Genomic DNA, 24,146 nt, shown 5'->3' on the forward strand with positions numbered 1-24,146 from the left:
CCTGTGTTCGTCAATGAGGTCGATCGATCCGCCGCTGCGTCGCGCACTTGCGCTCAGGTCAGCCGCAGCGGTTCGATCATCAGTTTTTCGTCTTCGAGCCGGATCTGCACCGGCTTGCCGCGCACGTCGGCCGGCAGCGGGTTCTCGGTGGTTCGATAGATACCCGCAATCGAAATGAGTTCCGGCTCGAGGCACGTACAGAAGATCCGCGCATCGTGATTGCCGAGCACGCCGGCCAGCGCCCGGCCGCGCAACGGCGCGTACACATGGATATTGCCTTCCGCGATCACCTCGGCGCCATTGCTGACCGGCGCGAGCACGACCAGATCGCCCTTCGCGTAGATCTGCTGGCCCGAACGCAACGGCCGGTCGATCACGAGCGTCTGGATCGCCGTGACGCCGCTCGCGGCCGGTGCCGCGTCCTGCGCAGCGGCGGCCGATGCCGACGTCGCCTGCGATTCGGCAGCCGGCACATCGGCCGTGGCCGATTCGTCCGACGCCGCTTTCGCGGCCGGCGCCGCACGACGGTCGCGCGCCTCGAGCAGCGGCAAGCTGCTCGCGCTCGCCCAGTCGCGCTGGGCCGCATCGGCCACCACGCCGATCGGGCGCATCCGCACGTCGTTGAGCATCTGACGAATCGCGTCGAGCTTGATCTGCTCGCCCTCGGCCAGACGCCGTACATCGATCGCCACCACGTCGTCGGCGAAGAATTCCGGCGTCGCCTCGAAACGCTTGACCAGCTCGGTTCGCAGCGCGTCCAGGTCGGCCGTCTTCACGACAAACAGCAAGGAATCGACCGAGCCGCTGCGAAGCTCGAAGAATGGCGATTTTTTAAGCGACATGAACGTCCTGCAAAAAATTTTTGCGTATTTTACAGGCGTCCGGGCGAGCAGCCATCATTTTCGGGATGCCGCGGGAGATGCCACGCACAACGGCGGGACGGCAAGGCGGATCAGGAGAAATCAGGCGGCAGCAGGCGCAGGAAAGGAAGGCAGCGGCAACGTCTCAGGCATCGAAACGCGAGACGAACAGCGATTTCATCGCACCGGGCACGCGGGCGATCGGTGCGTGCTCGCCGAGATTGGTGAAGCCCATGTGCTCGTAGAAACGGATGGCGTTGCGGTTCTGCTCGGCGATCCAGGCGTAGATCTCGGTGGCGCCCTGCCCGGCCAGCCAGTCGCGCGCCGTGTTGACGAGCAGCACGCCGCCGCGCAGGTGACGCACGGCATGCGCGACCCACAGCTCGCTGACGAACGCGCGGCGCTCGGCGGAGCCGTCGAAATACGCGCCGATCATCCCGGCGGGGTGGCCTTCGGTATACAGCAGGAACGTGGTGGACTGATCGGAACCGGCGCGCTGCGCGGCGATCGCGTCGGCCGCAGCCGCGTCGACGGCCAATTCCGCCTCGGGTGCTTCGCCGGGTGCATACGGCTCGCGCAGCGATGCAGCGCGCAGTTCACGGTACACACTGCCCTGATCGGCGGCGATGCGGCGGACGGTCAAAGTCGAACTCATGCGGGGGACATCCTTCGGACAGCAAGTTATTAGCTTCAACCGAAAGCAGGGTATGAGTCAAATCGTTATTTTCAAACGATCGGGCAAATCGAGAGATATCGAAAGCCATACAGCGAAACAGAAAGCGCATGGTGCGGCGCACATCGTATTACCGCTCATGACAGCCCACCGAATTTGCTTTCCGTTCAGACACTTCCCTGCGAGGGCAATGGCCGCCAGACGGGCACCCGGCGCGGCAGAGGCAGAGAAAATGCGGCATCGCAACAATATCGATATTTCAGTTACCTATCGATTTTCGAATTCGCGTTCCGCCCGAATCGGCGACGACGTACCACCCATGCATTCACTCACGCCCTATTCATCGCGGTAATGACCCGAGCGATTTTCCGATGCGCGCGCAACCATCACCCGGAAAGCAAAAACCCCTCGATTCCTTGCGGAACCGAGGGGTTCAAATTTTGGCGGAAAGGGTGGGATTCGAACCCACGGTACGGAATAACCGTACACCGGATTTCGAGTCCGGCGCATTCGACCTCTCTGCCACCTTTCCTTCTACTGCTTTACTGCCCCGCCGTTCTGGAGGTCTTCGTCCCGGCGAAGCAAAGATTATAGAACAACTTGTTTGGCTTTTCCAAGCCCTTTGCGCAAAAAATTTTCGGATACGGGATCACGCGGCCGCGATCGTCTCCTGACCGCCGAAGTACGGGCGCAGTACCGCCGGAATCGTGACCGAACCATCGGCGTTCTGATAGTTCTCCAGCACCGCCACCAGCGTGCGGCCGACGGCCAGGCCCGAACCGTTCAGCGTATGGACCAGCTCCGGCTTGCCCTGCGCGTTGCGCGTGCGTGCCTGCATGCGGCGCGCCTGGAACGACTCGGTGTTCGAGCAGCTCGAGATTTCGCGGTAGGTGTTCTGCGCCGGCAGCCAGACTTCGAGGTCGAATGTTTTCGAGGCCGAAAAGCCCATGTCGCCCGTGCACAGCGTGATGACGCGGTACGGCAGTTCGAGCTTCTGCAGGATCGCCTCGGCGTGACCGACCATCGCGTCGAGCGCGGCATACGACGCGTCCGGCGCCGTGACCTGCACCATCTCGACCTTGTCGAACTGGTGCTGGCGGATCATGCCGCGCGTATCGCGGCCGTAGGAACCGGCCTCCGAGCGGAAGCACGGCGAATGCGCGGTCAGCTTGATCGGCAGCGTGGCCGGATCGATGATCGAATCGCGCACGCTGTTGGTCAGCGTGATTTCCGAGGTGGAGATCAGATACTGCGTGATGGTGTTGTCGTCGCCACCCTTCTCGACACGGAACATGTCGTCGGCAAACTTCGGCAACTGGCCGGTGCCGAACAGGATTTCCGGATTGACGATGTACGGCGTGTAGGTTTCGGTGTAGCCGTGCTGCTGCGTGTGCGTGTCGATCATGAACTGCGCGAGCGCACGGTGCAGGCGCGCGATCGGGCCGCGCAGCATCGTGAAGCGCGCGCCCGACAGCTTCGCGCCGGTTTCGAAATCGAGGCCGAGCGGCGTGCCGACATCGACGTGATCGCGCACCTCGAAATCGAAGCTGCGCGGCGTGCCCCAGCGGCGCACTTCGACGTTGTCCGCCTCGTCGCGGCCGACCGGCACGCTGTCGTGCGCGACGTTCGGCATTTCGAGCATCAGCGCCTGCACGGCGGCCTGGATCTCGTCGAGCTTCACGGCCGAGGCCTTCATCTCGTCGCCGATCCCGCCCACCTCGGCCATCACGGCCGACGTGTCCTCGCCCCGGCCCTTCATCGCGCCGATCTGCTTCGACAGGCTGTTGCGGCGCGCCTGGAGTTCTTCGGTACGAGTCTGGAGCGCGCGGCGATCCGCCTCGAGCGAGGAGAACCGGGCGACGTCGAGGGTGTAGCCGCGATCGGCGAGGCGCTTGGCGACGCCGTCGAGGTCTTTGCGCAGCAACTGGATGTCGAGCATGGGAGGACTGGAGTTTCGTTGTGTGAGACGCGAATTCTAACGCACCGCCGGGCACGCTCGGCGGCCCGGCGTGCAAGTGCGGCGCGATGGCGGCTTATTCCGGCTTGCCCGCTTCGCGGTCGAGTTCGCGCAGCCAGGCAAGCTTGTCGGCGATCTTGCTTTCCAGCCCGCGCGGCACCGGCTGATACCAGCGCGGCTCGCGCATGTCGTCGGGCAGGTAGGTTTCGCCGGCGGCGTAGGCGTTCGGCTCGTCGTGCGCGTAGCGATACGCGTGGCCGTAGCCGAGTTCCTTCATCAGCTTGGTGGGCGCGTTGCGCAGATGCACCGGCACCTCGCGCGACTTGTCCTGCTTGACGAAGGCCATCGCCGCGTTGAACGCGTTGTAGCCGGCATTGCTCTTGGCCGCGCAGGCCAGATAGATGACGGCCTGCCCAAGCGCCAGCTCGCCCTCGGGCGAGCCGAGCCGCTCGAAGGTTGCGGCCGCGTCGTTGGCCATCTGCATGGCGCGCGGATCGGCCAGGCCGATGTCTTCCCACGCCATCCGCACGATGCGCCGCGCCAGGTATTTCGGATCGGCGCCGCCGTCGATCATGCGGCAGAACCAGTACAGCGCGCCGTCGGGGTTCGAGCCGCGCACCGATTTGTGCAGCGCCGAAATCTGGTCGTAGAAGTTGTCGCCGCCCTTGTCGAAGCGGCGTGCGTTCAGCGTCATCGCGTTCGACACGAAATCGGCGTCGATCCGGTTGGTGCGCGCCGACAGCGCAGCCGTTTGCGCCTGTTCGAGCAGGTTCAGGAAGCGCCGCGCGTCGCCGTCGGCATAGCCGACCAGCGTGTCGACCGCCTTCTCGTCGAAGCTCAGGCCGTCGAGCGCGATCTGCTGGGCGCGCGCGAGCAACTGGCGCATCTCGGCGTCGTCGAGCGACTTCAGCACATAGACCTGCGCCCGCGACAGCAACGCCGAATTGACCTCGAAGCTCGGGTTTTCGGTGGTGGCGCCGATGAACGTGACGAGGCCCGATTCGACGAACGGCAGCAGCGCATCCTGCTGGCCCTTGTTGAAGCGGTGGATTTCGTCGACGAACAGGATCGTGTGGCGGCCGTTGCGGTTCAGCGTGTCCCGGGCCTGCTCCATTGATTCGCGGATGTCCTTCACGCCGCCGAGCACCGCCGACAGCGCGATGAACTCGCAATCGAACGCGTGGGCGGTGAGGCGCGCGAGCGTGGTCTTGCCGACGCCGGGCGGCCCCCAGAGGATCATCGAGTGCGGCCGGCCCGATTCGAACGCGAGCCGCAGCGGTTTGCCCTCGCCGAGCAGATGCGTCTGGCCGATGACCTCGTCGAGCGTCTTCGGGCGCAGCGCCTCCGCGAGCGGGCGGCGCGGTTCGGTTTCAAACAGGTCGGACATGGACCTCGACTCCTGGAATGGCCGGCGCGACGCATATCGCCGCGCGGCCGATCATTATGACAGCCGGTCGGCCGGCGCACCCTCGGCCGATCGGACAGGCAATCGGCTTGCCCCGACAGGCGCAGGCGGCGGCACGGCGGCAGATGGTGCGCCCGAAACGCAACGGGCCTGCCATCGCTGGCAGGCCCGTGCGCACGCCGGAGGGCGTTCAGCCCTTGATCACGTCGGCGCCCTTCGGCACCGTGAAGCGGAACTGGTCGGCCGGCAGCGACGGGTTGGTCTGGATATTCGTGAACGTCAGCAGCGTGACGTTGCCGAACACGTCGTGAAGCTCCATCGCGGCGAGCGTGCCGCCCTTGAAGCCGATGCCGATACGCTGGAACTGCGTGTCCTGCGCCTTCGGCAGCATCTCGACCCAATCGATGCCGCCCTTCACGCCGCCATCGCGCAGCGTGTAGTTCTTGTCGACATCGTTGCTGCCGAACAGGATCGCCGCCGGGCTCGCGCCGAGTGCGCCGGCCAGCTTGCGCTCGGTAACCTGGTTCAGATCCTTGTCATAGACGAACAGCGTGTCGCCGTCGGCCTGCAGCAATTGCTGATACGGCTTTTCGTAGGCCCAGACGAACTTGCCGGGGCGCGCGAACACGAAGCTGCCGCTCGAATTGTCGTTCGGCTTGGAGGTGGCGATCGCGCCGCTGGCCGCCTTCGACGGCGCCTTGACGATCTGCTGCGTGAAGTTGCCCTTGGCCGATTTGACCTGCGTGACGAACGACTTCAGTTCGTCGGTGCCGCCTGCGAACGCGTGCGAGGCCACCGCCATCAGCGCGGTGCCGGCAAGCGCCGCGGCGAAGCGGCGAATGGAGGAAGACTTCACGAACGGAAATGCTTGCATGGGGTGGTTTTCTCCCTGATTGGCGGACCGGCGCCGACGCGGCGTCATTCCGCGTCGCGGGCCGGTACCAGAATTTCGCGGTTGCCGCTGGACGACATCGCCGACACCAGCCCCGATTGCTCCATCTGTTCGAGCAATCGCGCGGCGCGGTTGTAGCCGATGCGCAGATGGCGCTGCACCAGCGAGATCGAGGCGCGGCGGTTCTTGACGACGATCTCGACCGCCTGATCGTACAGGGGGTCGGACTCGTCGCCGCCCTCGCCGGTTCCCGCGGCACCTTCCTCGCCCTCGGCGACGCCGCCTTCGAGCAGGCCTTCGATGTAGTTCGGCTCGCCGTGTTCCTTGAGCTTCTCGACCACGCGATGCACCTCGTCGTCGGACACGAACGCGCCGTGCACGCGCACCGGCAGCCCGGAGCCGGGCGGCAGATAGAGCATGTCGCCCATGCCGAGCAGCGATTCGGCGCCCATCTGGTCGAGAATCGTGCGCGAGTCGATCTTCGAGGACACCTGGAAGGCCATCCGCGTCGGCACGTTGGCCTTGATCAGGCCGGTGATCACGTCGACCGACGGCCGCTGGGTGGCGAGGATCAGGTGGATGCCGGCCGCGCGCGCCTTCTGCGCGATCCGCGCGATCAGCTCCTCGACCTTCTTGCCGACCACCATCATCAGGTCGGCCAGCTCGTCGATCACCACCACGATGTTCGGCAGGCGGCCGAGCGGCTCCGGCTCTTCGGGCGTCAGGCTGAACGGATTCGGGATCTTCTCCTCGCGCTTGGTCGCCTCGTCGATCTTGTTGTTGTAGCCGCCCAGGTTGCGCACGCCGAGCTTGCTCATCAGCTTGTAGCGCCGCTCCATTTCGGCGACGGTCCAGTTCAGCGCGTTGCCGGCCTGCCGCATGTCGGTGACGACCGGGCAAAGCAGATGCGGAATGCCTTCGTAGACGCTCATTTCGAGCATCTTCGGATCGATCAGGATCATCCGCACCTGTTCGGCCGTGGATTTGTAGAGCAGCGACAGGATCATCGCGTTGATGCCGACCGACTTGCCCGAACCGGTGGTGCCGGCCACCAGCAGGTGGGGCATCTTCGCCAGATCGGCGCACACGGGCTTGCCGCCGATGTCCTTGCCGAGGCCCATGGTCAGCGCCGAGGCCGACGCCGCGTACACCTCGGAGCCGAGGATCTCGGACAGGCGCACGGTCTGGCGGCGCGGGTTCGGCAATTCGAGCGCCATGTAGTTCTTGCCGGGGATCGTCTCCACCACCCGCACCGACACCAGCGACAGCGAGCGCGCCAGATCCTTGGCCAGGCCCACAATCTGGCTGCCCTTCACGCCGGTGGCCGGCTCGATTTCGTAGCGCGTCACGACCGGGCCGGGATAGGCGGCCACCACGCTCACCTCGACGCCGAAATCCTTGAGCTTTTTCTCGATCAGCCGCGAGGTGAATTCGAGCGTGTCGGCCGGAATCGATTCCTGGCTCTGCTGGGCCGGATCGAGCAGGCCGATGGCCGGCAAGGTGGAATCGCCGGGCAGATCGGTAAACAGCGGCACCTGGCGCTCGCGCTCGACGCGCTCGGACTTGGCCGGCGTGACGATCGGCGGCACGATCGTGACAGGCTCGTGATCCTCGATGCGAACCCGCTCCTCCTCGACCTTGCCCTCGCGGCGCACCGCGGCGGCCTCGCCGAGCTTGCGGTCGCGCCCGGCCTCGCGGCGCAGCTTGGCGAGCGTGAACGCATTGATGATGCCGTCGCCGACGCGTTCGCACACCGACAGCCAGGAGAAGCGGAAATACAGCGACAGGCCGATCGCCAGCGCGATCAGCAGGAACAGCGTGCCGCCCGTGAAGCCGAGCGCGTGCGACACGCCGCGCGCGACGGTTTCGCCGATCACGCCGCCCGGCGCACGCGGCAGCGGCACCTTCAGCGACCACATGCGCAGCGCCTCGATGCCGTCGCTCGCGAGCAGCACCAGCACGAACGCGAAGCCCTCGGCCAGCCAGCCGACCGGCCGCGCCGGTTCCTCGTCGAGCACCTCGTGACGCGTGATGCGGCGGTAGTTGGCGGCGACGCGGCGCGCCAGCAGCGCAACCAGCCAATAGGCGGAAATGCCGAACAGCAGCAGCAGGATATCGGCCGTCCAGGCGCCGACGCGCCCGGCCCAATTCGAGATGTGGTCGATCTGGACGGCGTGGGTCCAGCTCGGGTCGCGACGGCTGTAGCTCAGCAGCGCCATCAGCAGGAACGCGAACACCGCGACCTGAAGAATCCAGCGAATCTCGACGAACAGCCGCGACATGCGATGCGGCAGCGCCTGCGTCTGAGCCGTAAAGGGAGCTTTTGCCATGAATCCGTGTAGAGAGGGCGGCCGTGCCGGGCGGCGCCGGTCGGTCGATCGCGAATATTGTAAACGCTGGCGCGATCGGCCAAGTGTAAATGACGGTAACCGGCTGATCGAGCCCGTCTATCGGACCGATAAAAACGTCGATCCGGCAGTGCAGCAAACGCCCCTTTATAATGCGCGTCTGGTACCCATCTACGGCATCGTCCCCGGCGCGCGGATCGCGCAGCCGGCCCGCATGCCGTCCTCGCCGTTCGCCGCGTCATCCGCCCGTTCGGCCGCATTTTACGGATCCTGCACATGTCCACGTCCAAACACGCGAAAGTCCTGATTCTCGGTTCCGGCCCCGCCGGCTATACCGCCGCGGTGTACGCGGCCCGCGCCAACCTGTCGCCGCTCCTGATCACCGGCCTCGCGCAAGGCGGTCAACTGATGACCACGACCGACGTCGAAAACTGGCCGGCCGATCCGAACGGCGTGCAAGGCCCCGAACTGATGCAGCGTTTCCTCGAGCACGCCGAGCGCTTCAACACGGAAATCGTGTTCGACCACATCCACACGGCCAAGCTCGAAGAGAAACCGATCCGCCTGATCGGCGATTCGGGCGAATACACCTGCGATTCGCTGATCATCTCGACCGGCGCGTCGGCCCAATACCTCGGCCTGGCCTCGGAAGAAGCGTTCATGGGCAAGGGCGTGTCGGCCTGCGCCACCTGCGACGGCTTCTTCTACCGCAACCAGGAAGTCGCCGTGATCGGCGGCGGCAACACGGCCGTCGAGGAAGCGCTCTACCTGACCGGCATCGCCAAGAAGGTCACCGTGATCCACCGCCGCGACAAGTTCCGTGCCGAGCCGATTCTGATCGATCGCCTGCTGGAGAAGGAAAAGGAAGGCAAGGTCGAGATCAAGTGGAACCACGTGCTCGACGAAGTGACCGGCGACGCCTCCGGCGTGACGGGCGTGAAGGTCAAGCACACCGGCACCGGCGAAACCGAGGCGATCGCGCTGCAGGGCGTGTTCGTCGCGATCGGCCACAAGCCGAACACGGACCTGTTCCAGGGTCAGCTCGAAATGAAGGACGGCTACATCGTCACGAAGAGCGGCCTGGCCGGCAACGCCACCGCCACCAACATCCCGGGCGTGTTCGCGGCCGGCGACGTGCAGGATCACATCTACCGCCAGGCGATCACCAGCGCCGGCACGGGCTGCATGGCCGCGCTGGACGCCCAGCGCTACCTCGAAAGCCTGCACGACGGCAAGTAAGCCGGCCACGCGGCCGGGCGGCGACGCTACAATATCGCCGCCATGCGCCGCAGCCCGCTTCCGCTTTCCGAAGGCCGCTGCCCCGCGCAGCGGCCTTTTAGCATGCGCGTCCGGCCTGCCGGGCAGCGTCCCGGGCACTCCCGCCCCACTTCGATCCGTAGACCATCATGGCGAAGAACCAGCCCCATCCGAGCGACCCGGCCAAGCGCCGCGCCGCCCTCAAGCCGGCCGAACCGATCGCGCCGGCCGCTCCCATGCCCACGCCCGGTGCGCTGAAGGGCCAGGGCCTGTCCGGCCTCGGCTCGCTGCGCGATGCGCTGAAGGGCGAATCCGAGCGGCGCGAGAAGCAGCAGGTGCAGGCCGCGCGCGAGGCGCGCGAAACCGCGGTCAACGCCAACCTGTTCCGCAACGAAATCGGCGCGATCACGCCGCTGGCCAGTGCGCCGCGCGCGCCTGCGCGGCGCGCGCCGCCGCAGCCGGTGCCGCAGCAAACGCGCCTCGACGAGGAAGCGGTGCTGTCGGCAACGCTGTCCGACGAGTTCGACCCGGAAACGCTGCTCGATACCGACGAAAGCCTGTACTACCACCGCCCCGGCATCAGCCGCGAGGTAGTGCGCAAGCTGCGCAGCGGCGCGTGGATCGTGCAGTCGCAGCTCGACCTGCACGGCATGCGCCGCGACGAGGCGCGCGAGGCGCTGGCCGCCTTCATCCGCGAGGCCGGCAAGAAGGGCCTGCGCTGCTTGCGCGTGATCCACGGCAAGGGGCTCGGCTCGATCGGCAAGGAGCCGGTGCTCAAGGGCAAGGTGCGCGCGTGGCTGGTGCAGAAGGAAGAAGTGATCGCGTTCTGCGAGGCGCGTGGCAACGACGGCGGTGCCGGCGCGGTGCTGGTGCTGCTGCAACCGTTGACGGTGACGTCCGGCCATCCGGCCGAGCGCGGGCTGCCGCGCGCGGCGGGCTGAAGCGCACATACGCGGTTTTCCTCACGGGATAACTCCGCCCGATCCCCGCCGAAAACGAAGCGGGCCACCCGAAGGTGGCCCGTGTGTCCTGGCCGATGCCGAGCGGCGCAACCGCGCCGCCCTCACCTCGCCCTCAAGCGATCCGCGCTTCCGTCGCCGGATCGAACACCACCGCCTTCGACACGTCGAACAGCAGCTTCAACTGCTGCTTCGGCTGCGGGTTCGCGGCCGGGTGCACGCGGCTCACGATCCGTTTGCCGTTGACCTGCGCGAACACGTGCGTATCGGGGCCGGTCGGCTCCGTCACGTCGACGATCACGTCGATCGGCTGCAGCGTCGAGGCCTGGCCGTCGTGGGCGTTGCGCGCATCGGTGATGCGCTCGGGGCGCAGGCCGAGGATCACCTCGCGGCCCACGTGATCGCTCAGCTTCGAGCGCTCGAACGGCAGGTTCAGCACGCCGCGCGTGGCGCCCGTGTCGATCTCCATGCCCACGCCGCCGCCCTGCTCGACCACCTTGCCCGTGATGAAGTTCATCGGCGGCGCGCCGATGAAGCCGGCCACGAACAGGTTCGACGGCGAATCGTAGATATCCTGCGGCGCGCCGAACTGCTGCACCACGCCATCCTTCATCACCGCGATGCGATCGCCGAGCGTCATCGCCTCGATCTGGTCGTGCGTCACGTAGACGATGGTGGTGCCCAGGCGCTGATGCAGCAGCTTGATTTCGGCGCGCATCTCGATGCGCAGCTTCGCGTCGAGGTTCGACAGCGGTTCGTCGAACAGGAACAGCGACGGGTCGCGCGCGAGCGCCCGGCCCATCGCCACGCGCTGGCGCTGGCCGCCCGACAGCTGGCCCGGCTTGCGGTCGAGCAGGTGCTCGATCTGCAGCATTGCCGAAACGCGGTCGACGATCTGCTTCTGCTCGGCCTTCGGCACCTTGCGGATGGTCAGGCCGAACAGGATGTTCTCGCGCACCGTCATCGACGGATAGAGCGCGTACGACTGGAACACCATCGCGATGTCGCGATCCTTCGGCGACAGGTCGTTGACGACCTTGCCGTCGATGCGGATCTCGCCCTTCGTGACGGTTTCGAGGCCGGCGATCATGTTGAGCAGCGTCGACTTCCCGCAGCCCGAACCCCCGACCAGAATCAGGAACTGGCCGTCCTCGATGTCGATGTCGACACCCTTCAGGACCGGCACCCCGTTCGGATAGGTCTTGTACACGTCACGGATGGAAAGGCTTGCCATGCTGTGAATCCTCTGTCTCTGGTGCGGCGTCGAGCGCCGCGTCGGTTCTGCTCGCCGCGCGGGACACGCCCGCGCGACCGGTTCGTTGGTCCGGAATGGCCGGTCGTCAGCCCTTCACCGCGCCCGCCGTCAGGCCGCGCACGAAGTAGCGGCCGGCGACCACGTACACCAGCAGCGTGGGCAGCGCGGCGATGATCGCGCCGGCCATGTCGACGTTGTATTCCTTCACGCCCGTCGACGTGTTCACGAGGTTGTTCAGCGCCACCGTGATCGGCATCGAATCGACGCCCGAGAACACGATGCCGAACAGGAAGTCGTTCCAGATCTGCGTGAACTGCCAGATCAGGCAGACCATGAAGATCGGCAGCGACACCGGCATCAGGATTCGCGTGAAGATCGTGAAGAAGCCGGCGCCATCGATGCGCGCGGCCTTCACCAGCTCGGCCGGGATGCTCACGTAGAAGTTGCGGAAGAACATGGTGGTGAACGCGATGCCGTACACGACGTGCACCAGCACCAGGCCGGTGGTGGTGTTGGCGAGGCCGAGATAGCCTTCGACGCGCGCCATCGGCAGCAGGATCACCTGGAACGGGATGAAGCAGCCCACCAGCAGCAGCGTGAACAGCGCGTCGACGCCACGGAAGCGCCAGTGCGTGAGCACGTAGCCGTTGAACGCGCCGATCAGCGACGAGATCAGCACGGCCGGGATCACCATCTTCAACGAGTTGAAGAAGAACGGCCGCATGCCGTCGCAGCGCACGCCGGTACAGGCCGAGCCCCAGGCCTTGAGCCAGGGGTCGATGGTCCAGCTGGTGGGCGGCGTCAGCAGGTTGCCGGTGCGCAACTGGTCGAGATCCTTGAAGGAGGTCGACAGCATCACGTACAGCGGGAACAGGAAGTAGATCGCGAACAGGATCAGCACCGCGTAAATGACGGCGCGGCTCATCGTCATCTTAGGCTGCATTGCGGGTGCTCCTCGATTCCATATACATCAGCGGCACCAGCACCGCGACGACAGTAGCCAGCATCATCACCGACGAGGCCGCGCCGACGCCGAGCTGGCCGCGATTGAACGAATAGGTATACATGAACATGGCGGGCAGCGACGACGAGGTGCCGGGGCCGCCTGCCGTCAACGCCACCACCAGGTCGAACGTCTTGATCGTGATGTGGCAGAGGATCAGCAGCACCGAGAAGAACACCGGGCGCATGCTCGGGATCACGATCTTGCGGTAGATGGTCGGCAGCGTCGCGCCGTCCACCTGGGCCGCCTTGAAGATCTCGCCGTCCACGCCGCGCAGGCCGGCCAGGAACAGCGCCATCACGAAGCCCGTGGATTGCCAGACGGCCGCGATCACCACGCAGAAGATCGCCTTGTCCGGATCGTCGAGCCAGTCGAACGAGAAGCTCGCCCAGCCCCAGTCGTGCATCACCTTCTCCAGCCCGAGGCCCGGGTTCAGGATCCACTGCCAGGCCGTGCCCGTGACGATGAACGACAGCGCCATCGGATACAGGAACACGGCGCGCAGCGCGCCTTCGTTGCGGATGCGCTGATCGAGCAGGATCGCGAGGAACAGCCCGAGCCCGACGCAGACCGCGATGAACGGAATGCCGAACCAGGCCAGATTGGCGGCCGAGGTCCACCAGACATCGTTCTGGAACAGGTCGGTGTAACGGCCGAAGCCGTCGAACGTGTAGTTGGGCAACAGTCGCGACTTGGTCAGCGACAGGTAGCCGGTAATGACGATGAAGCCGTAGATGAACACCACGGCGATCGCGATGCTGGGCGCGAGCACCAGCTTCGGTATCCAGCGATCGGCCAATGCCGAGAGCGGCGACGTGCGGCGGGCGACGTCGGCGCGGCCGGGTTCGTTTCCGCTGAGAGGGGCAGCCACTTGTTTCGACTCCTGGAACGGGGGCGCCGGCCACCTGCGAACAGGCGCACGGCATCGGGTACGACACGGACCGGCGGCGGCCGGCCCGTTTGCGACGGCGCAGGCAAGGCGCGGGCCGTCAGCCGGCCGCGCCCCGCCCTCACCGCATTACTTCACCTTCGCGGCCTTCGCGAGGGCGGCAACCGCTGCCTTCGGATCTTCCTGCGAGTTCATGAACTTGGTCACGACATCGCTGATCGCGCCGGCGGTGGCATCGCCCTGCGCCATGCCGTGAGCCAGCGACGGCACGTAACCACCAGCCTTCAGCGCGCCCTGTTCATCCGCGTAGGACTTCTTCGCGCAGTCGTCGTACTTGTCCATCTTCACGCCCAGGCGAACCGGGATCGAGCCCTTCAGCAGGCTGAACTGCTCCTGGAAATCCGGCGTCATGATGGTCTTGGCGAGCGCGAGCTGGCCCGGCGTCGGCTTGTCCGAACCCTTCTGCTGGAAGAACACGAACGAATCGACGTTGAACGTGTAGGCCTTCGCCGTGCCCGGCACCGCCGCGCAGACGTAATCCTTGCCCGCCTTCTTGCTGGCGCCTTCGAACTCGCCCTTGGCCCAGTCGCCCATGAACTGGACGCCGGCCTTGCCGTTGATGACCATGGCCGTGGCCAGGTTCCAGTCGCGGCCGTTGCGGCCCGCGTCGAAGTAGCCCTGGATCTTGCGCACCGTGTTGAACACGTCGAGCATCTTCGGCGAGGTCAGCGTGCCCTGGTCGAGATCGACGATCGCCTTCTTGTAGAAATCGGCGCCTTCGGACAGCACGACGTCTTCCCACAGCGTCAGGTCTTGCCACGGCTGGCCACCCATCGCGATCGGCTGGATGCCGGCGGCCTTCATCTTGTCGGCCATCTGGAAGAATTCCGGCCAGGTCGTCGGCACCTTGCCGCCGACCTTGTCGAGCGCGGCCTTGTTGATGTACATCCAGTTCACGCGGTGCACCGAGAACGGCGCGGCCACGTAATGCCCCTTGTACTTGATGATCTTGTCGATTTCCGGCGGCAGGTTCTTGCTCCAGTCGCCCGCCACCGAATCGATGTTGACGAGCACGCCCTGGTCGGCCCAATCCTGGATCAGCGGGCCCTTGATCTGCGCGGCCGACGGTGCGTCGCCGCTGATCACCTTGGTCTTGAGCGCCGTCATGGCTGCCGCGCCCGCGCCGCCGGCCACCGCGAAGTCCTTCCACACGTAGCCCTGCTTCTGCACGTCGTCCTTCAGCACGCCGACCGCCTTCGACTCACCACCCGACGTCCACCAGTGCAGCACCGTGACGTCTTCCGCCTGCGCCGAGGCGGCACCGATCATCAGGCCTGCGGCGCACAGCGCGCCCATCATCGCGCGAATCTTCATTGTCTATCTCCTCCAGATTGATTGAACCGACTCTTGGGGCTCCCGTTCATGCGGAAGCCATCTTGCCAACAAGCAGCGAAACGTCGCAACCGGGATATCACGCCGCGAACGACCGGACACGGTCGGGCCGTTGCCGGCCGCGGGCGCTCAGGGACTGACTGAGTGGATCGAGATTCAAAGACTTGTCTCCTCTGATCTGATGGTTCCGGTTACGCCGCCGCGCGACGCCGAACCTCGGGGCCGTCGCGGACCGGCGCACGATGCGTTTCGCCAATGTCCTTTAACATGCGGTCTCGGCGCGCTGCCGCACCGGCCGTCCTGCTCGAAGAGCGCGCTACCCCGATGTCTCGTGTGCGCTTCTTTTTCTTCGTTCAGGTCTACCCCTTGCGGCGGATTGTAGTTAAACTACAATTCAGTGTCAAAAATATTTTTATCGCACTACGGCTCCGGTTTCCGCCGTCCGCGCCCGTCGGAACGGCCTCGCACACCGGTGTCGATAACATGCCGCGGTGCGGGCATTCCCAACCGGGCGGAGACACATGCACACCGATTCCAGCAGCTTCACCTTCGTTCTGTTCGGCGGCACCGGCGACCTGTCGATGCGCAAGATCCTGCCTGCCTTGTTCGAGGCCCACCGGGCCAACATGCTGGCCGATTCCGGGCGCATCGTCGGCGTCGCGCGCAACGACACCGATCGCGACGGCTATCACCGCTGGGTCGAGGAACACGTCAAGCCGCATGCGAAGAAGGCTGCCGGCAGCGCGTTCGACGAGGCCGCATGGCAGCGTTTCCTCGCGCGCATCGATTACGTCAATCTCGATCTCGGCCGTCCGGAAGACTACCGCGTGCTGCGCGAGGCGATCGGTACGCTGCCGGGCACGCGGGTGTTCTATCTGGCCACCGGGCCGTCGCTGTTCGAGCCGATCTGCAAGGCGCTGGCCGGCGTGGGCCTGAACGAAGGCGCGCGCATCGTGCTGGAAAAGCCGCTCGGCTACGACCTGGCCTCGTCGAACGCGATCAACGATGCAGTGGGCGAGATCTTCGCGGAAGACCAGATCTACCGGATCGATCACTACCTCGGCAAGGAGCCGGTGCAGAACCTGCTCGCGCTGCGTTTCGGCAATGCGCTGTTCGAGCCGCTGTGGCGCCGCGACTGGGTCGAGAGCATCCAGATCACCATCGCGGAAGAGCTCGGCGTGGAAGCGCGCGGCGATTTCTACGACAACACCGGCGCGTTGCGCGACATGGTTCAGAACCACCTGTTGCAGCTGCTGTCGATCGTCGCGATGGAGCCGCCCCACTCGATGGATTCGGATTCGGTCCGCAACGAGAAGCTGCGCGTGCTGCGCGCGCTCAAGCCGATCGACGCGCGCGACATCAGCAAGGTGGCGGTGCGCGGCCAGTATCACGCCGGCACCATCAAGGGCCTGCCGGTGCCCGGCTATGCGACCGAACCGGGCGTGAAGGCCGACAGCACCACCGAAACCTACGTCGCGCTGAAGGTGGAAATCGAAAACTGGCGCTGGGCCGGCGTGCCGTTCTTCCTGCGCACCGGCAAGCGGCTCGCCGATCGGGTGGCCGAGATCGTCGTCAACTTCCGCGCGGTGCCGCATTCGGCGCTCGGCCCCAATGCGCTGCGCGCCGGTGCGAACCGGCTCGTGATCCGCCTGCAGCCGAACGAAACGATCCGCCTCTATTGCCTCGCCAAGCAGCCCGGCGAAGGCATGAACCTCGCCAGCGTCCACCTCGATCTCGCCTTCGACCAGTTCTTCAAGGAAGGCCAGATGGAGGCGTACCAGCGCCTGCTGCTCGACGTGATCAACGGCCGCCTCGCACTGTTCGTGCGACGCGACGAGCAGGAAGCCGCGTGGCGCTGGGTCGAGCCGTTGCAGACCGAATGGCAGAAAACGCTCAAGCCGCCCAAGCCGTACGCGGCGGGCACCTGGGGGCCGGCCGCCGCGAGCGCGATGCTCGCGCAGCACGGCACCTGCTGGCTCGAAGAAGAAAACTGAAACCGATGCGCAGCGCAACGCGGCCCACCCGCCGCGCCGCGTCACGCCGGAGCATCCCCGCATGACCCACGAATTCGATACAAGCAGCCTGGAGGAGAAGTGATCGAGCTTCACGCTTTCGAAAGCCCGCAAGCCCAGTGCGATGCACTCGCACGGGCGGTCGGCGCGGCGCTGCAAGCGCCGCTCGCCGAGCACGCGCGGGCAACGCTCGCCGTCTCGGGCGGCACCAGCCCGCGCCCGTTCCTGCAGACGCTGTCGCACTACGCGCTCGACTGGCGCCACGTCGATGTCACCCTGGTCGACGACCGCTGGGTGGCCGACGCCGACGACGCCAGCAACGCCCGACTGGTGCGCGACACGCTGCTGCAGAACGCGGCCGCCGGCGCGCGCTTCCTGCCGATCGTCGACACCGCCGCCACGCTCGATGCCCACGTCGCCGCGCTGAACGCGAACCCGACTTACGCACTGCCGAACGTCGCCGTGCTCGGCATGGGCGAGGACGGCCACACCGCCTCGATCTTCGCCGACGCGCCCGAATGGGAGCAGGCGATCACCACGCCGGCGCGCTACGTCGCCGTGCATCCGGGCGCCGCGCCGCACCCGCGCGTGAGCCTGTCGCTCGACGCGCTGCGCCGCGTCGACCGGCTGTTCCTGCTGATCTCGGGCGCGCGCAAGCGCGAGGTGCTCGAAGCCGCCGCCGCCGCGCCGCAACGCAACGCGATTTCCCAACTGGCCAACGACAAGGGGACCCAGCTCGATGTCTACTGGTGCGCAAACTAAGCCGCTTGCCGGCCAGCACGCCGACGGCCCGCGCCTGCTCGCCGACGTGGGCGGCACGAACGCGCGCTTCGCGCTCGAAGTCGGCCCCGGCGAAATCACGCAGATCCGCGTGTATCCGGGCGCCGATTACCCGACGCTGACCGACGCGATCCGCAAGTATCTGAAGGACGTCAAGATCGGCCGCGTCAACCACGCCGCGATCGCCATCGCCAACCCGGTCGATGGCGACCAGGTGCAGATGACCAACCACGACTGGAGCTTCTCGATCGAGGCCACGCGCCGCGCGCTCGGCTTCGACACGCTGCTGGTGGTCAACGATTTCACCGCGCTCGCGATGGCGCTGCCGGGCCTGACCGACGCGCAGCGTCAGCAGGTCGGCGGCGGCGCGCGCCGCCAGAACAGCGTGATCGGCCTGATGGGGCCGGGCACCGGCCTCGGCCTGTCGGGGCTGATTCCGGCCGACGACCGCTGGATCGCGCTCGGCAGCGAAGGCGGCCACGCCAGCTTCGCGCCGATGGACGAGCGCGAGGATCTGGTCATGCAGTACGCGCGCAAGAAGTGGCCGCATGTGTCGTTCGAGCGCGTGTGCGCCGGGCCGGGCATCGAGGTCATCTATCGCGCGCTGGCGGCCCGCGACAAGAAGCGCGTGGCGGCCGGCGTCAGCACGCCCGAGATCGTCGATCGCGCGCACGAAGGCGATGCGCTCGCGCTCGAAGCCGTGGACGTGTTCTGCGCGATCCTCGGCACGTTCGCCGGCAACCTGGCGGTCACGCTGGGCGCGCTCGGCGGCGTGTACGTGGGCGGCGGCGTGGTGCTCAAGCTCGGCGACCTGTTCCTGAAGTCGCGCTTTCGCGAGCGCTTCGAATCGAAGGGCCGCTTCTCCGATTACTGCGCGAACATTCCGACCTACCTGATCACGGCCGATTACCCGGCGTTCCTCGGCGTCTCGGCGATCCTGGCCGAGCAGCTGTCGAACCGCTCGGGCGGCGCGTCCTCGGCCGTGTTCGAGCGAATCCGCCAGATGCGCGACGCGCTCACGCCGGCCGAACGCCGCGTGGCCGATCTCGCGCTGAACCATCCGCGCTCGATCATCAACGATCCGATCATCGACATCGCCCGCAAGGCCGACGTCAGCCAGCCGACCGTGATCCGCTTCTGCCGCTCGCTCGGCTGCCAGGGCCTGTCCGACTTCAAGCTGAAGCTGGCCACCGGCCTGACCGGCACCATCCCGATGAGCCACAGCCAGGTGCATCTGGGCGACACGGCCACCGATTTCGGCGCGAAGGTGCTCGACAACACGGTGTCCGCGATCCTGCAGTTGCGCGAGCATCTGAATTTCGAGCACGTCGAGAAGGCGATCGAGATCCTCAACAGCGCGCGTCGCATCGAGTTCTACGGGCTCGGCAACTCGAACATCGTCGCGCAGGACGCGCACTACAAGTTCTTCCGCTTCGGCATCCCGACCATCGCCTACGGCGACCTGTACATGCAGGCCGCGTCGGCGGCGCTGCTCGGCAAGGGCGACGTGATCGTGGCGGTGTCGAAGTCGGGCCGCGCGCCCGAGCTGATGCGCGTGCTCGACGTCGCGATGCAGGCCGGCGCGAAGGTGATCGCGATCACCTCCAGCAACACGCCGCTCGCCAAGCGCGCGACCGTGGCGCTCGAAACCGATCACATCGAGATGCGCGAATCGCAGTTGTCGATGATCTCGCGCATCCTGCATCTGGTCATGATCGACATCCTCGCGGTGGGCGTCGCGATTCGCCGCGCCGCGCCGAATGCCGAGCTGAACCAGGCGGTGACGCAGGCCAAGGCGCGCGCGGGCGACGACGAATCGTCCGACGTGCTCGACTGGCTGAGTCACGGCGTGGCGCCGGCCGCCGCGCGCGACTGAGCGACAGCGACGGTGGCGGCCTGACCGCCGCCGCATGCAAAAAGGGCTGGCGCTTTCGGGCGCCAGCCCTTTTTCGTTGCTACGCCGAATGCCGGCGCTCAGTCGCCGCGCACCGGCCGACCGTGCCAGCGCAGCACCAGCCGCCGCCCGACGAAGCACAGCGCACCGGTGATCGCGATCGTCACGCCCATGCCGAACGGCGTGCCGTCGGCCAGCAAGCCCACCACCGCGCTCGCCACGGCGCCGAGCCCCAGTTGCATCGCGCCGAACAGCGCGGCCGCCGCGCCCGCGTTGTGCGGATAGCGCAGCATCAGGTCGGTCGAGCAGTTCGCCGACAGCAGCCCGATCACGCCCACCACGAAGAACAGGCCGGCCACGATCGACCACAGCCCGCCGATGCCGGTCAGCGCGAAGAACGCCACGCACAACGACGCCACGGCACTGACCAGCGAGGCCGCCGCGATCAAGCGCAGCGAGCCGACCCGCGCCACGAGCCGCGTATTGATGAAGTTGCCGATCATCACGCCGAGGATGTTCATGCCGAACAGCAGGCCGTAATGCTGCGCCGACACGTGGAAATATTCGATGTAGACGAACGGCGTGGCCGTGATGTAAGTGAGCAGCGACGCGAACGCCATGCCGCCGCACAGCATGTAGCCCCACGCAATCGGGTCGGCCAGGATGCGCCCGTACGACGCGAACGAGCTGAAGATCGCCGAGGAGTGGCGCTTCTCCTTCGGCCAGGTCTCGGGCACCTTCAGGAACGCCGCGATCGTGCAGCCCACGCCGAACAGCGCGAGCACCACGAAGATCGTGCGCCAGCCCGCGAAGCGCAGGATCTGGCCGCCGATCAGCGGCGCGAGCAGCGGCCCCACCGAGGTGACGATCGCCACCATCGACAGCACCTTGGCCGCGTCGGCGGGCTCGTGCGCGTCGCGCGCGATCGCCCGCGACAGCACCGAGGCCGCGCCCGCGCCGAGCGCCTGCACGAAGCGCAGCACGATCAGCGCATCGATCGACGGCGCCACGAAGCAGCCCGCGCCCGCCACGGTAAACAGCATGATGCCGCCGAGCAGCACCGGCCGGCGGCCGAGCGAATCGGACAGCGGCCCGTACAGCAGCATGCCGATCGAGAAGCCCGCGATGAAGCTTGTCAGCGTCCACTGCACCGCGGCGGCGCTGGTGCCGAGGCTCTCGGCCACGGCGGGCATGCTCGGCAGGTACATATCGGTGCCGATCGGGCCGCAGGCGGCCAGTGCGCCGAGCAGCATGATCAACCGGGCGTCGGGCCGGCGCCGTATTGCATTCGACATGGGAGTTCTCGGCTGCGGCCGGAACTTCACGCGTGGCGACGCGCGGCCCGGCTCGGTGGACATGGCGGCGGGACAGCCGCCGTGAACGCTCGATTGTACGCGCGCCCTCTCGATCGCGATGCCGAGCCGCCCGTCGCCGGATGTCCTGGAAGCCTTGCCGGCACGCCGGCGCAGGCGTTTCGGGTAAGCTCGCGATTCCGTGTTCGCGCACCACCCCGCCTCGTCAGGCGCCCCTCGACATGACCGCCTTCCTGCTGATCTGGAGCCCGAAAAAATGGCCCTGGCCCGAACTGCCCGAGGTCGCCGCGCGCGTGCGCGCCGGCGAAGCGGTGCAGGATGCCTGGGGTTGCGGCTTCTCGCGCAGCATCCTGCCCGGCGACCGCGTGTTCCTGCACCGCGTCGCGCAGGAACCGAAGGGCGTGTTCGGCTCCGGCTACGTGACGCGCGCGCCGTACGAGGTGCCCGACGCCGGCACCCGGCGCGGCTACCGGCTCTGCATCGATTTCGTCTACGACTGGCTGGTGGACGGCCATCAGGAGGTGGTGATCGCACGCGACGCGTTGCGGGTGCACCCGTTCTCGGTACAGACCTGGGACGCCCAGACCTCGGGCACCTCGATCAAGCCGATGGCCGAAGGCGCGCTCGAAAAGCGCTGGGCCGAGCTGACCGGCAAGCGCCGGCCGCCGCCGCTGCCGCGCTGAGGGCGGCCCGCCGGCCCGATGCCGGCCGCCGACCGCCGGGGCGACTCTTCGGTACAATCTGACGATCGTTTCGTCCGCCTGGGCGCGAGCGCGGTGCCCTGCCGCGCCGGCCCGGCCGCCGCCTCTCTACGCAGGTCCTATCCATGTCGAACAACCAAACCCTCTTCGAACGCGCCCAGCAGACCATCCCGGGCGGCGTCAACTCGCCCGTGCGCGCCTTCCGGTCGGTCGGCGGCACGCCGCGCTTCGTGTCGCGCGCCCAGGGCGCGCACTTCTGGGACGCGGACGGCAAGCGCTATATCGATTACATCGGCTCGTGGGGCCCGATGATCGTCGGCCACGTCCACCCCGAGGTGCTGGCCGCCGTGCAGGCCGTGCTGGCCGACGGCTTCTCGTTCGGCGCGCCGACCGAGGCCGAAATCGAGATCGCCGAGGAAATCTGCAAGCTGGTGCCGTCGATCGAGCAGGTGCGGATGGTGTCGAGCGGCACCGAAGCCACCATGAGCGCGCTGCGTCTGGCGCGCGGCTTCACGGGCCGCAGCCGCATCGTCAAGTTCGAGGGCTGCTATCACGGCCACGCCGACAGCCTGCTGGTCAAGGCCGGCTCCGGCCTGCTGACGTTCGGCAACCCGACGTCCGCGGGCGTGCCGGCCGACATCGCCAAGCACACCACGGTGCTCGAATACAACAACGTCGCCGCGCTCGAAGAGGCCTTCACGGCGTTCGGCGACGAGATCGCCGCCGTGATCGTCGAGCCGGTGGCCGGCAACATGAACCTGGTGCGCGGCTCGCAAGCGTTCCACGACGCGCTGCGCGCGCTCTGCACCCAGCACGGCGCCGTGCTGATCTTCGACGAAGTGATGTGCGGCTTCCGCGTGGCGCTCGGCGGCGCGCAGCAGCATTACGGCATCCAGGCCGACCTGACCTGCCTCGGCAAGGTGATCGGCGGCGGCATGCCGGCCGCGGCCTTCGGCGGCCGTCGCGACATCATGGCCCACCTCGCGCCGCTCGGCGGCGTCTACCAGGCGGGCACGTTGTCGGGCAACCCGATCGCCGTCGCCGCCGGCCTCAAGACGCTGAAGCTGATCCAGGCGCCGGGCTTCTACGACGCGCTCACGGCGCAAACCAAGCGCCTCGCCGACGGCCTCGCGGCCGAAGCGAAGGCGGCCGGCGTGCCGTTCGCGGCCGACTCGATCGGCGCGATGTTCGGCCTGTATTTCACCAACACCGTGCCGGCCAGCTTCGCCGACGTGACCAAGAGCAACATCGAGCGCTTCAACCGCTTCTTCCATCTGATGCTCGACGAGGGCGTCTATTTCGCGCCGTCCGCCTACGAGGCCGGCTTCGTGTCGAGCGTGCACGACGACGCCGTGATCGACGAGACGCTCGCCGCCGCGCGCCGCGCGTTCGCCGCGCTCGCGGCCTGACCCTCTCGACCCGGAGACGCGATGTTCTCGGAAACTGATTTCGCGCACATGCAGCGCGCGCTCGATCTGGCGTCGCGCGGGATGTACACCACCACGCCGAACCCGCGCGTCGGCTGCGTGATCGTCAAGGATGGCGCGGTGATCGGCGAAGGCCACACCCAGCCGGCCGGGCAGGATCACGCCGAGGTGCAGGCCATGAAGGATGCACGCTCGCGCGGCCACGACCTGCGCGGCGCGACCGTCTACGTGACGCTCGAACCGTGCAGCCATTTCGGCCGCACGCCGCCGTGCGCGCTCGGGCTGATCGACGCGCGCGTCGGCAGGGTGATCGCCGCGATGGAAGACCCGAACCCGCAGGTGTCCGGCAAGGGGCTCGGCATGCTGCGCGACGCCGGCATCGAAGTGCGCTGCGGGCTGCTGTCCCAGGAAGCGCGCGAGATGAATATCGGCTTCGTATCGCGCATGACGCGCGGCCAGCCGTGGGTGCGCATGAAAAGCGCCGCGTCGCTCGACGGCCGCACCGCGCTGCCGGGCGGCGAAAGCCAATGGATCACCGGCGAGGCCGCGCGCGCCGACGGCCACGCCTGGCGCGCACGCGCCTGCGCGATCCTGACCGGCATCGGCACCGTGCGCGAGGACGACCCGCAATTGACCGTGCGCGGCATCGATACGCCACGCCAGCCGCTGCGCGTGCTGATCGACAGCCGGCTCGAGATCCCGCTCGATGCGAAGCTGATGAGCGGCGCGCCGATCCTGATCTTCTGCGGCACGCTCGATGCGGCCGGCGAAGGCCGCGCGGCCGCGCTGCGCGACCGCGGCGCCGAGGTCGTGCCGCTGGCCGACGTCAACGGCAAGGTCGATTTGTCCGCCATGCTGACCATGCTCGGCAAGCGCGGCATCAACGAGCTGCATGTCGAGGCCGGCCACAAGCTGAACGGCTCGCTGCTGCGCGAGGGCTGCGTGGACGAGCTGCTCGTCTATCTCGCACCCACCCTGCTCGGCGACAACGCCGCCGGCATGTTCAACCTGGTCGCGCCGGCCACGCTGGCCCAGCGCACCACGCTGCAATTCCATACCCTCGACCGGATCGGCGACGACCTGCGCATTCTCGCGCGCTTCGTCGCGCCTTCGGCTCACTGAACCTGCT

General features: G+C 67.1%; 18 protein-coding genes, 1 tRNA gene and 1 pseudogene. 8 read left to right on the forward strand and 12 right to left on the reverse strand.

Annotated elements, in window-relative coordinates; all coding sequences use genetic code 11:
* Nucleotides 1-53: 53 nt before the first annotated feature.
* The 7 genes and pseudogenes from minC to AB4851_RS31480 all read right to left on the reverse strand — a co-directional run bounded on the left by minC (nt 54) and on the right by AB4851_RS31480 (nt 8,117).
* Nucleotides 54-842, reverse strand: a complete 789-nt coding sequence (minC, locus tag AB4851_RS31450) for a septum site-determining protein MinC (RefSeq protein WP_414450183.1) — start codon at nt 840-842, stop codon at nt 54-56.
* Between the two features lie 163 nt (nt 843-1,005).
* Nucleotides 1,006-1,645 (reverse strand): annotated as a pseudogene (locus AB4851_RS31455) (GNAT family N-acetyltransferase).
* A gap of 329 nt (nt 1,646-1,974) precedes the next feature.
* Nucleotides 1,975-2,065, reverse strand: a tRNA-Ser gene (locus tag AB4851_RS31460).
* 117 nt (nt 2,066-2,182) lie between these two features.
* Nucleotides 2,183-3,472, reverse strand: a complete 1,290-nt coding sequence (serS, locus tag AB4851_RS31465) for a serine--tRNA ligase (protein ID WP_414450184.1) — start codon at nt 3,470-3,472, stop codon at nt 2,183-2,185.
* 94 nt (nt 3,473-3,566) lie between these two features.
* The gene (locus AB4851_RS31470) at nt 3,567-4,877 is read right to left on the reverse strand and encodes a replication-associated recombination protein A (RefSeq protein WP_414444161.1); all 1,311 of its coding nucleotides are present in this window, start codon (nt 4,875-4,877) and stop codon (nt 3,567-3,569) included.
* Nucleotides 4,878-5,085: 208 nt separating this feature from the next.
* Nucleotides 5,086-5,769 carry an outer membrane lipoprotein chaperone LolA gene (gene lolA / locus AB4851_RS31475; RefSeq protein WP_414444160.1) on the reverse strand — a complete coding sequence of 228 codons (684 nt, stop codon included), beginning with the start codon at nt 5,767-5,769 and terminating at the stop codon, nt 5,086-5,088.
* A gap of 44 nt (nt 5,770-5,813) precedes the next feature.
* Entirely contained in the window at nt 5,814-8,117 is a 2,304-nt protein-coding gene (locus AB4851_RS31480) for a DNA translocase FtsK (RefSeq protein ID WP_414450185.1), read from the reverse strand.
* A 294-nt stretch (nt 8,118-8,411) separates the two neighbouring features.
* Between AB4851_RS31480 and trxB the strand changes: the two genes are divergently transcribed.
* Both trxB and AB4851_RS31490 read left to right on the forward strand, forming a co-directional pair.
* A complete protein-coding gene (gene trxB / locus AB4851_RS31485; RefSeq protein WP_414450186.1) occupies nt 8,412-9,374 on the forward strand; it encodes a thioredoxin-disulfide reductase in 963 nt (320 codons plus the stop codon).
* Between the two features lie 167 nt (nt 9,375-9,541).
* Nucleotides 9,542-10,333 (forward strand): Smr/MutS family protein, encoded by a 792-nt coding sequence (locus tag AB4851_RS31490; protein ID WP_414450187.1) that lies wholly within the window; start codon nt 9,542-9,544, stop codon nt 10,331-10,333.
* A gap of 133 nt (nt 10,334-10,466) precedes the next feature.
* On the opposite strand, the gene AB4851_RS31495 is transcribed toward AB4851_RS31490, so the two are convergent.
* The 4 genes from AB4851_RS31495 to AB4851_RS31510 all read right to left on the reverse strand — a co-directional run bounded on the left by AB4851_RS31495 (nt 10,467) and on the right by AB4851_RS31510 (nt 14,872).
* Nucleotides 10,467-11,585: an ABC transporter ATP-binding protein gene (locus AB4851_RS31495; RefSeq protein WP_414450188.1), complete on the reverse strand. Its 1,119-nt coding sequence runs from the start codon at nt 11,583-11,585 to the stop codon at nt 10,467-10,469.
* Nucleotides 11,586-11,691: 106 nt separating this feature from the next.
* Entirely contained in the window at nt 11,692-12,549 is an 858-nt protein-coding gene (locus AB4851_RS31500; RefSeq protein WP_414444155.1) for a carbohydrate ABC transporter permease, read from the reverse strand.
* Nucleotides 12,539-13,480 (reverse strand): carbohydrate ABC transporter permease, encoded by a 942-nt coding sequence (locus AB4851_RS31505; RefSeq protein WP_414444154.1) that lies wholly within the window; start codon nt 13,478-13,480, stop codon nt 12,539-12,541. Before AB4851_RS31505 ends, AB4851_RS31500 begins: the two co-directional genes overlap by 11 nt.
* Nucleotides 13,481-13,627: 147 nt before the next feature.
* A complete protein-coding gene (locus AB4851_RS31510) occupies nt 13,628-14,872 on the reverse strand; it encodes an ABC transporter substrate-binding protein (protein ID WP_414450189.1) in 1,245 nt (414 codons plus the stop codon).
* Nucleotides 14,873-15,411: 539 nt separating this feature from the next.
* Between AB4851_RS31510 and zwf the strand changes: the two genes are divergently transcribed.
* The 3 genes from zwf to AB4851_RS31525 all read left to right on the forward strand — a co-directional run bounded on the left by zwf (nt 15,412) and on the right by AB4851_RS31525 (nt 19,558).
* Nucleotides 15,412-16,884 (forward strand): glucose-6-phosphate dehydrogenase, encoded by a 1,473-nt coding sequence (gene zwf, locus AB4851_RS31515; RefSeq protein WP_414450190.1) that lies wholly within the window; start codon nt 15,412-15,414, stop codon nt 16,882-16,884.
* A gap of 99 nt (nt 16,885-16,983) precedes the next feature.
* Entirely contained in the window at nt 16,984-17,664 is a 681-nt protein-coding gene (pgl, locus tag AB4851_RS31520; protein WP_414450191.1) for a 6-phosphogluconolactonase, read from the forward strand.
* Entirely contained in the window at nt 17,642-19,558 is a 1,917-nt protein-coding gene (locus AB4851_RS31525; RefSeq protein WP_414444150.1) for a bifunctional transcriptional regulator/glucokinase, read from the forward strand. Before pgl ends, AB4851_RS31525 begins: the two co-directional genes overlap by 23 nt.
* 98 nt (nt 19,559-19,656) lie before the next feature.
* Here AB4851_RS31525 and AB4851_RS31530 read toward each other — a convergent pair whose 3' ends face one another.
* On the reverse strand, nt 19,657-20,871 hold the full coding sequence (locus AB4851_RS31530) for a Bcr/CflA family multidrug efflux MFS transporter (RefSeq protein ID WP_414450192.1): 1,215 nt from the start codon (nt 20,869-20,871) through the stop codon (nt 19,657-19,659).
* A gap of 239 nt (nt 20,872-21,110) precedes the next feature.
* On the opposite strand from AB4851_RS31530, the gene AB4851_RS31535 reads away from it, so the two are divergent.
* The 3 genes from AB4851_RS31535 to ribD all read left to right on the forward strand — a co-directional run bounded on the left by AB4851_RS31535 (nt 21,111) and on the right by ribD (nt 24,139).
* A complete protein-coding gene (locus AB4851_RS31535) occupies nt 21,111-21,572 on the forward strand; it encodes a hypothetical protein (protein WP_414450193.1) in 462 nt (153 codons plus the stop codon).
* Between the two features lie 143 nt (nt 21,573-21,715).
* Complete coding sequence (hemL, locus tag AB4851_RS31540; RefSeq protein ID WP_414450194.1) at nt 21,716-22,999, forward strand: glutamate-1-semialdehyde 2,1-aminomutase; 1,284 nt, start codon at nt 21,716-21,718, stop codon at nt 22,997-22,999.
* A 21-nt stretch (nt 23,000-23,020) separates the two neighbouring features.
* The gene (ribD, locus tag AB4851_RS31545; protein WP_414450195.1) at nt 23,021-24,139 is read left to right on the forward strand and encodes a bifunctional diaminohydroxyphosphoribosylaminopyrimidine deaminase/5-amino-6-(5-phosphoribosylamino)uracil reductase RibD; all 1,119 of its coding nucleotides are present in this window, start codon (nt 23,021-23,023) and stop codon (nt 24,137-24,139) included.
* The last annotated feature ends 7 nt before the right edge of the window (nt 24,140-24,146 follow it).

The organism is Burkholderia sp. 22PA0099, from assembly GCF_047497165.1.
Taxonomy (GTDB): Bacteria; Pseudomonadota; Gammaproteobacteria; order Burkholderiales; family Burkholderiaceae; genus Burkholderia.

Coding starts and splice junctions, on each gene's coding strand:
- zwf (WP_414450190.1), top strand. CDS start 15,412: ATGCACACCGATTCCAGCAGCTTCACCTTCGTTCTGTTCGGCGGCACC.
- AB4851_RS31530 (WP_414450192.1), bottom strand. CDS start 20,871: ATGTCGAATGCAATACGGCGCCGGCCCGACGCCCGGTTGATCATGCTG.
- AB4851_RS31490 (WP_414450187.1), top strand. CDS start 9,542: ATGGCGAAGAACCAGCCCCATCCGAGCGACCCGGCCAAGCGCCGCGCC.
- serS (WP_414450184.1), bottom strand. CDS start 3,472: ATGCTCGACATCCAGTTGCTGCGCAAAGACCTCGACGGCGTCGCCAAG.
- AB4851_RS31500 (WP_414444155.1), bottom strand. CDS start 12,549: ATGCAGCCTAAGATGACGATGAGCCGCGCCGTCATTTACGCGGTGCTG.
- minC (WP_414450183.1), bottom strand. CDS start 842: ATGTCGCTTAAAAAATCGCCATTCTTCGAGCTTCGCAGCGGCTCGGTC.
- trxB (WP_414450186.1), top strand. CDS start 8,412: ATGTCCACGTCCAAACACGCGAAAGTCCTGATTCTCGGTTCCGGCCCC.
- AB4851_RS31525 (WP_414444150.1), top strand. CDS start 17,642: ATGTCTACTGGTGCGCAAACTAAGCCGCTTGCCGGCCAGCACGCCGAC.
- lolA (WP_414444160.1), bottom strand. CDS start 5,769: ATGCAAGCATTTCCGTTCGTGAAGTCTTCCTCCATTCGCCGCTTCGCC.
- ribD (WP_414450195.1), top strand. CDS start 23,021: ATGTTCTCGGAAACTGATTTCGCGCACATGCAGCGCGCGCTCGATCTG.
- AB4851_RS31470 (WP_414444161.1), bottom strand. CDS start 4,877: ATGTCCGACCTGTTTGAAACCGAACCGCGCCGCCCGCTCGCGGAGGCG.
- AB4851_RS31495 (WP_414450188.1), bottom strand. CDS start 11,585: ATGGCAAGCCTTTCCATCCGTGACGTGTACAAGACCTATCCGAACGGG.
- hemL (WP_414450194.1), top strand. CDS start 21,716: ATGTCGAACAACCAAACCCTCTTCGAACGCGCCCAGCAGACCATCCCG.
- AB4851_RS31535 (WP_414450193.1), top strand. CDS start 21,111: ATGACCGCCTTCCTGCTGATCTGGAGCCCGAAAAAATGGCCCTGGCCC.
- AB4851_RS31510 (WP_414450189.1), bottom strand. CDS start 14,872: ATGAAGATTCGCGCGATGATGGGCGCGCTGTGCGCCGCAGGCCTGATG.
- AB4851_RS31480 (WP_414450185.1), bottom strand. CDS start 8,117: ATGGCAAAAGCTCCCTTTACGGCTCAGACGCAGGCGCTGCCGCATCGC.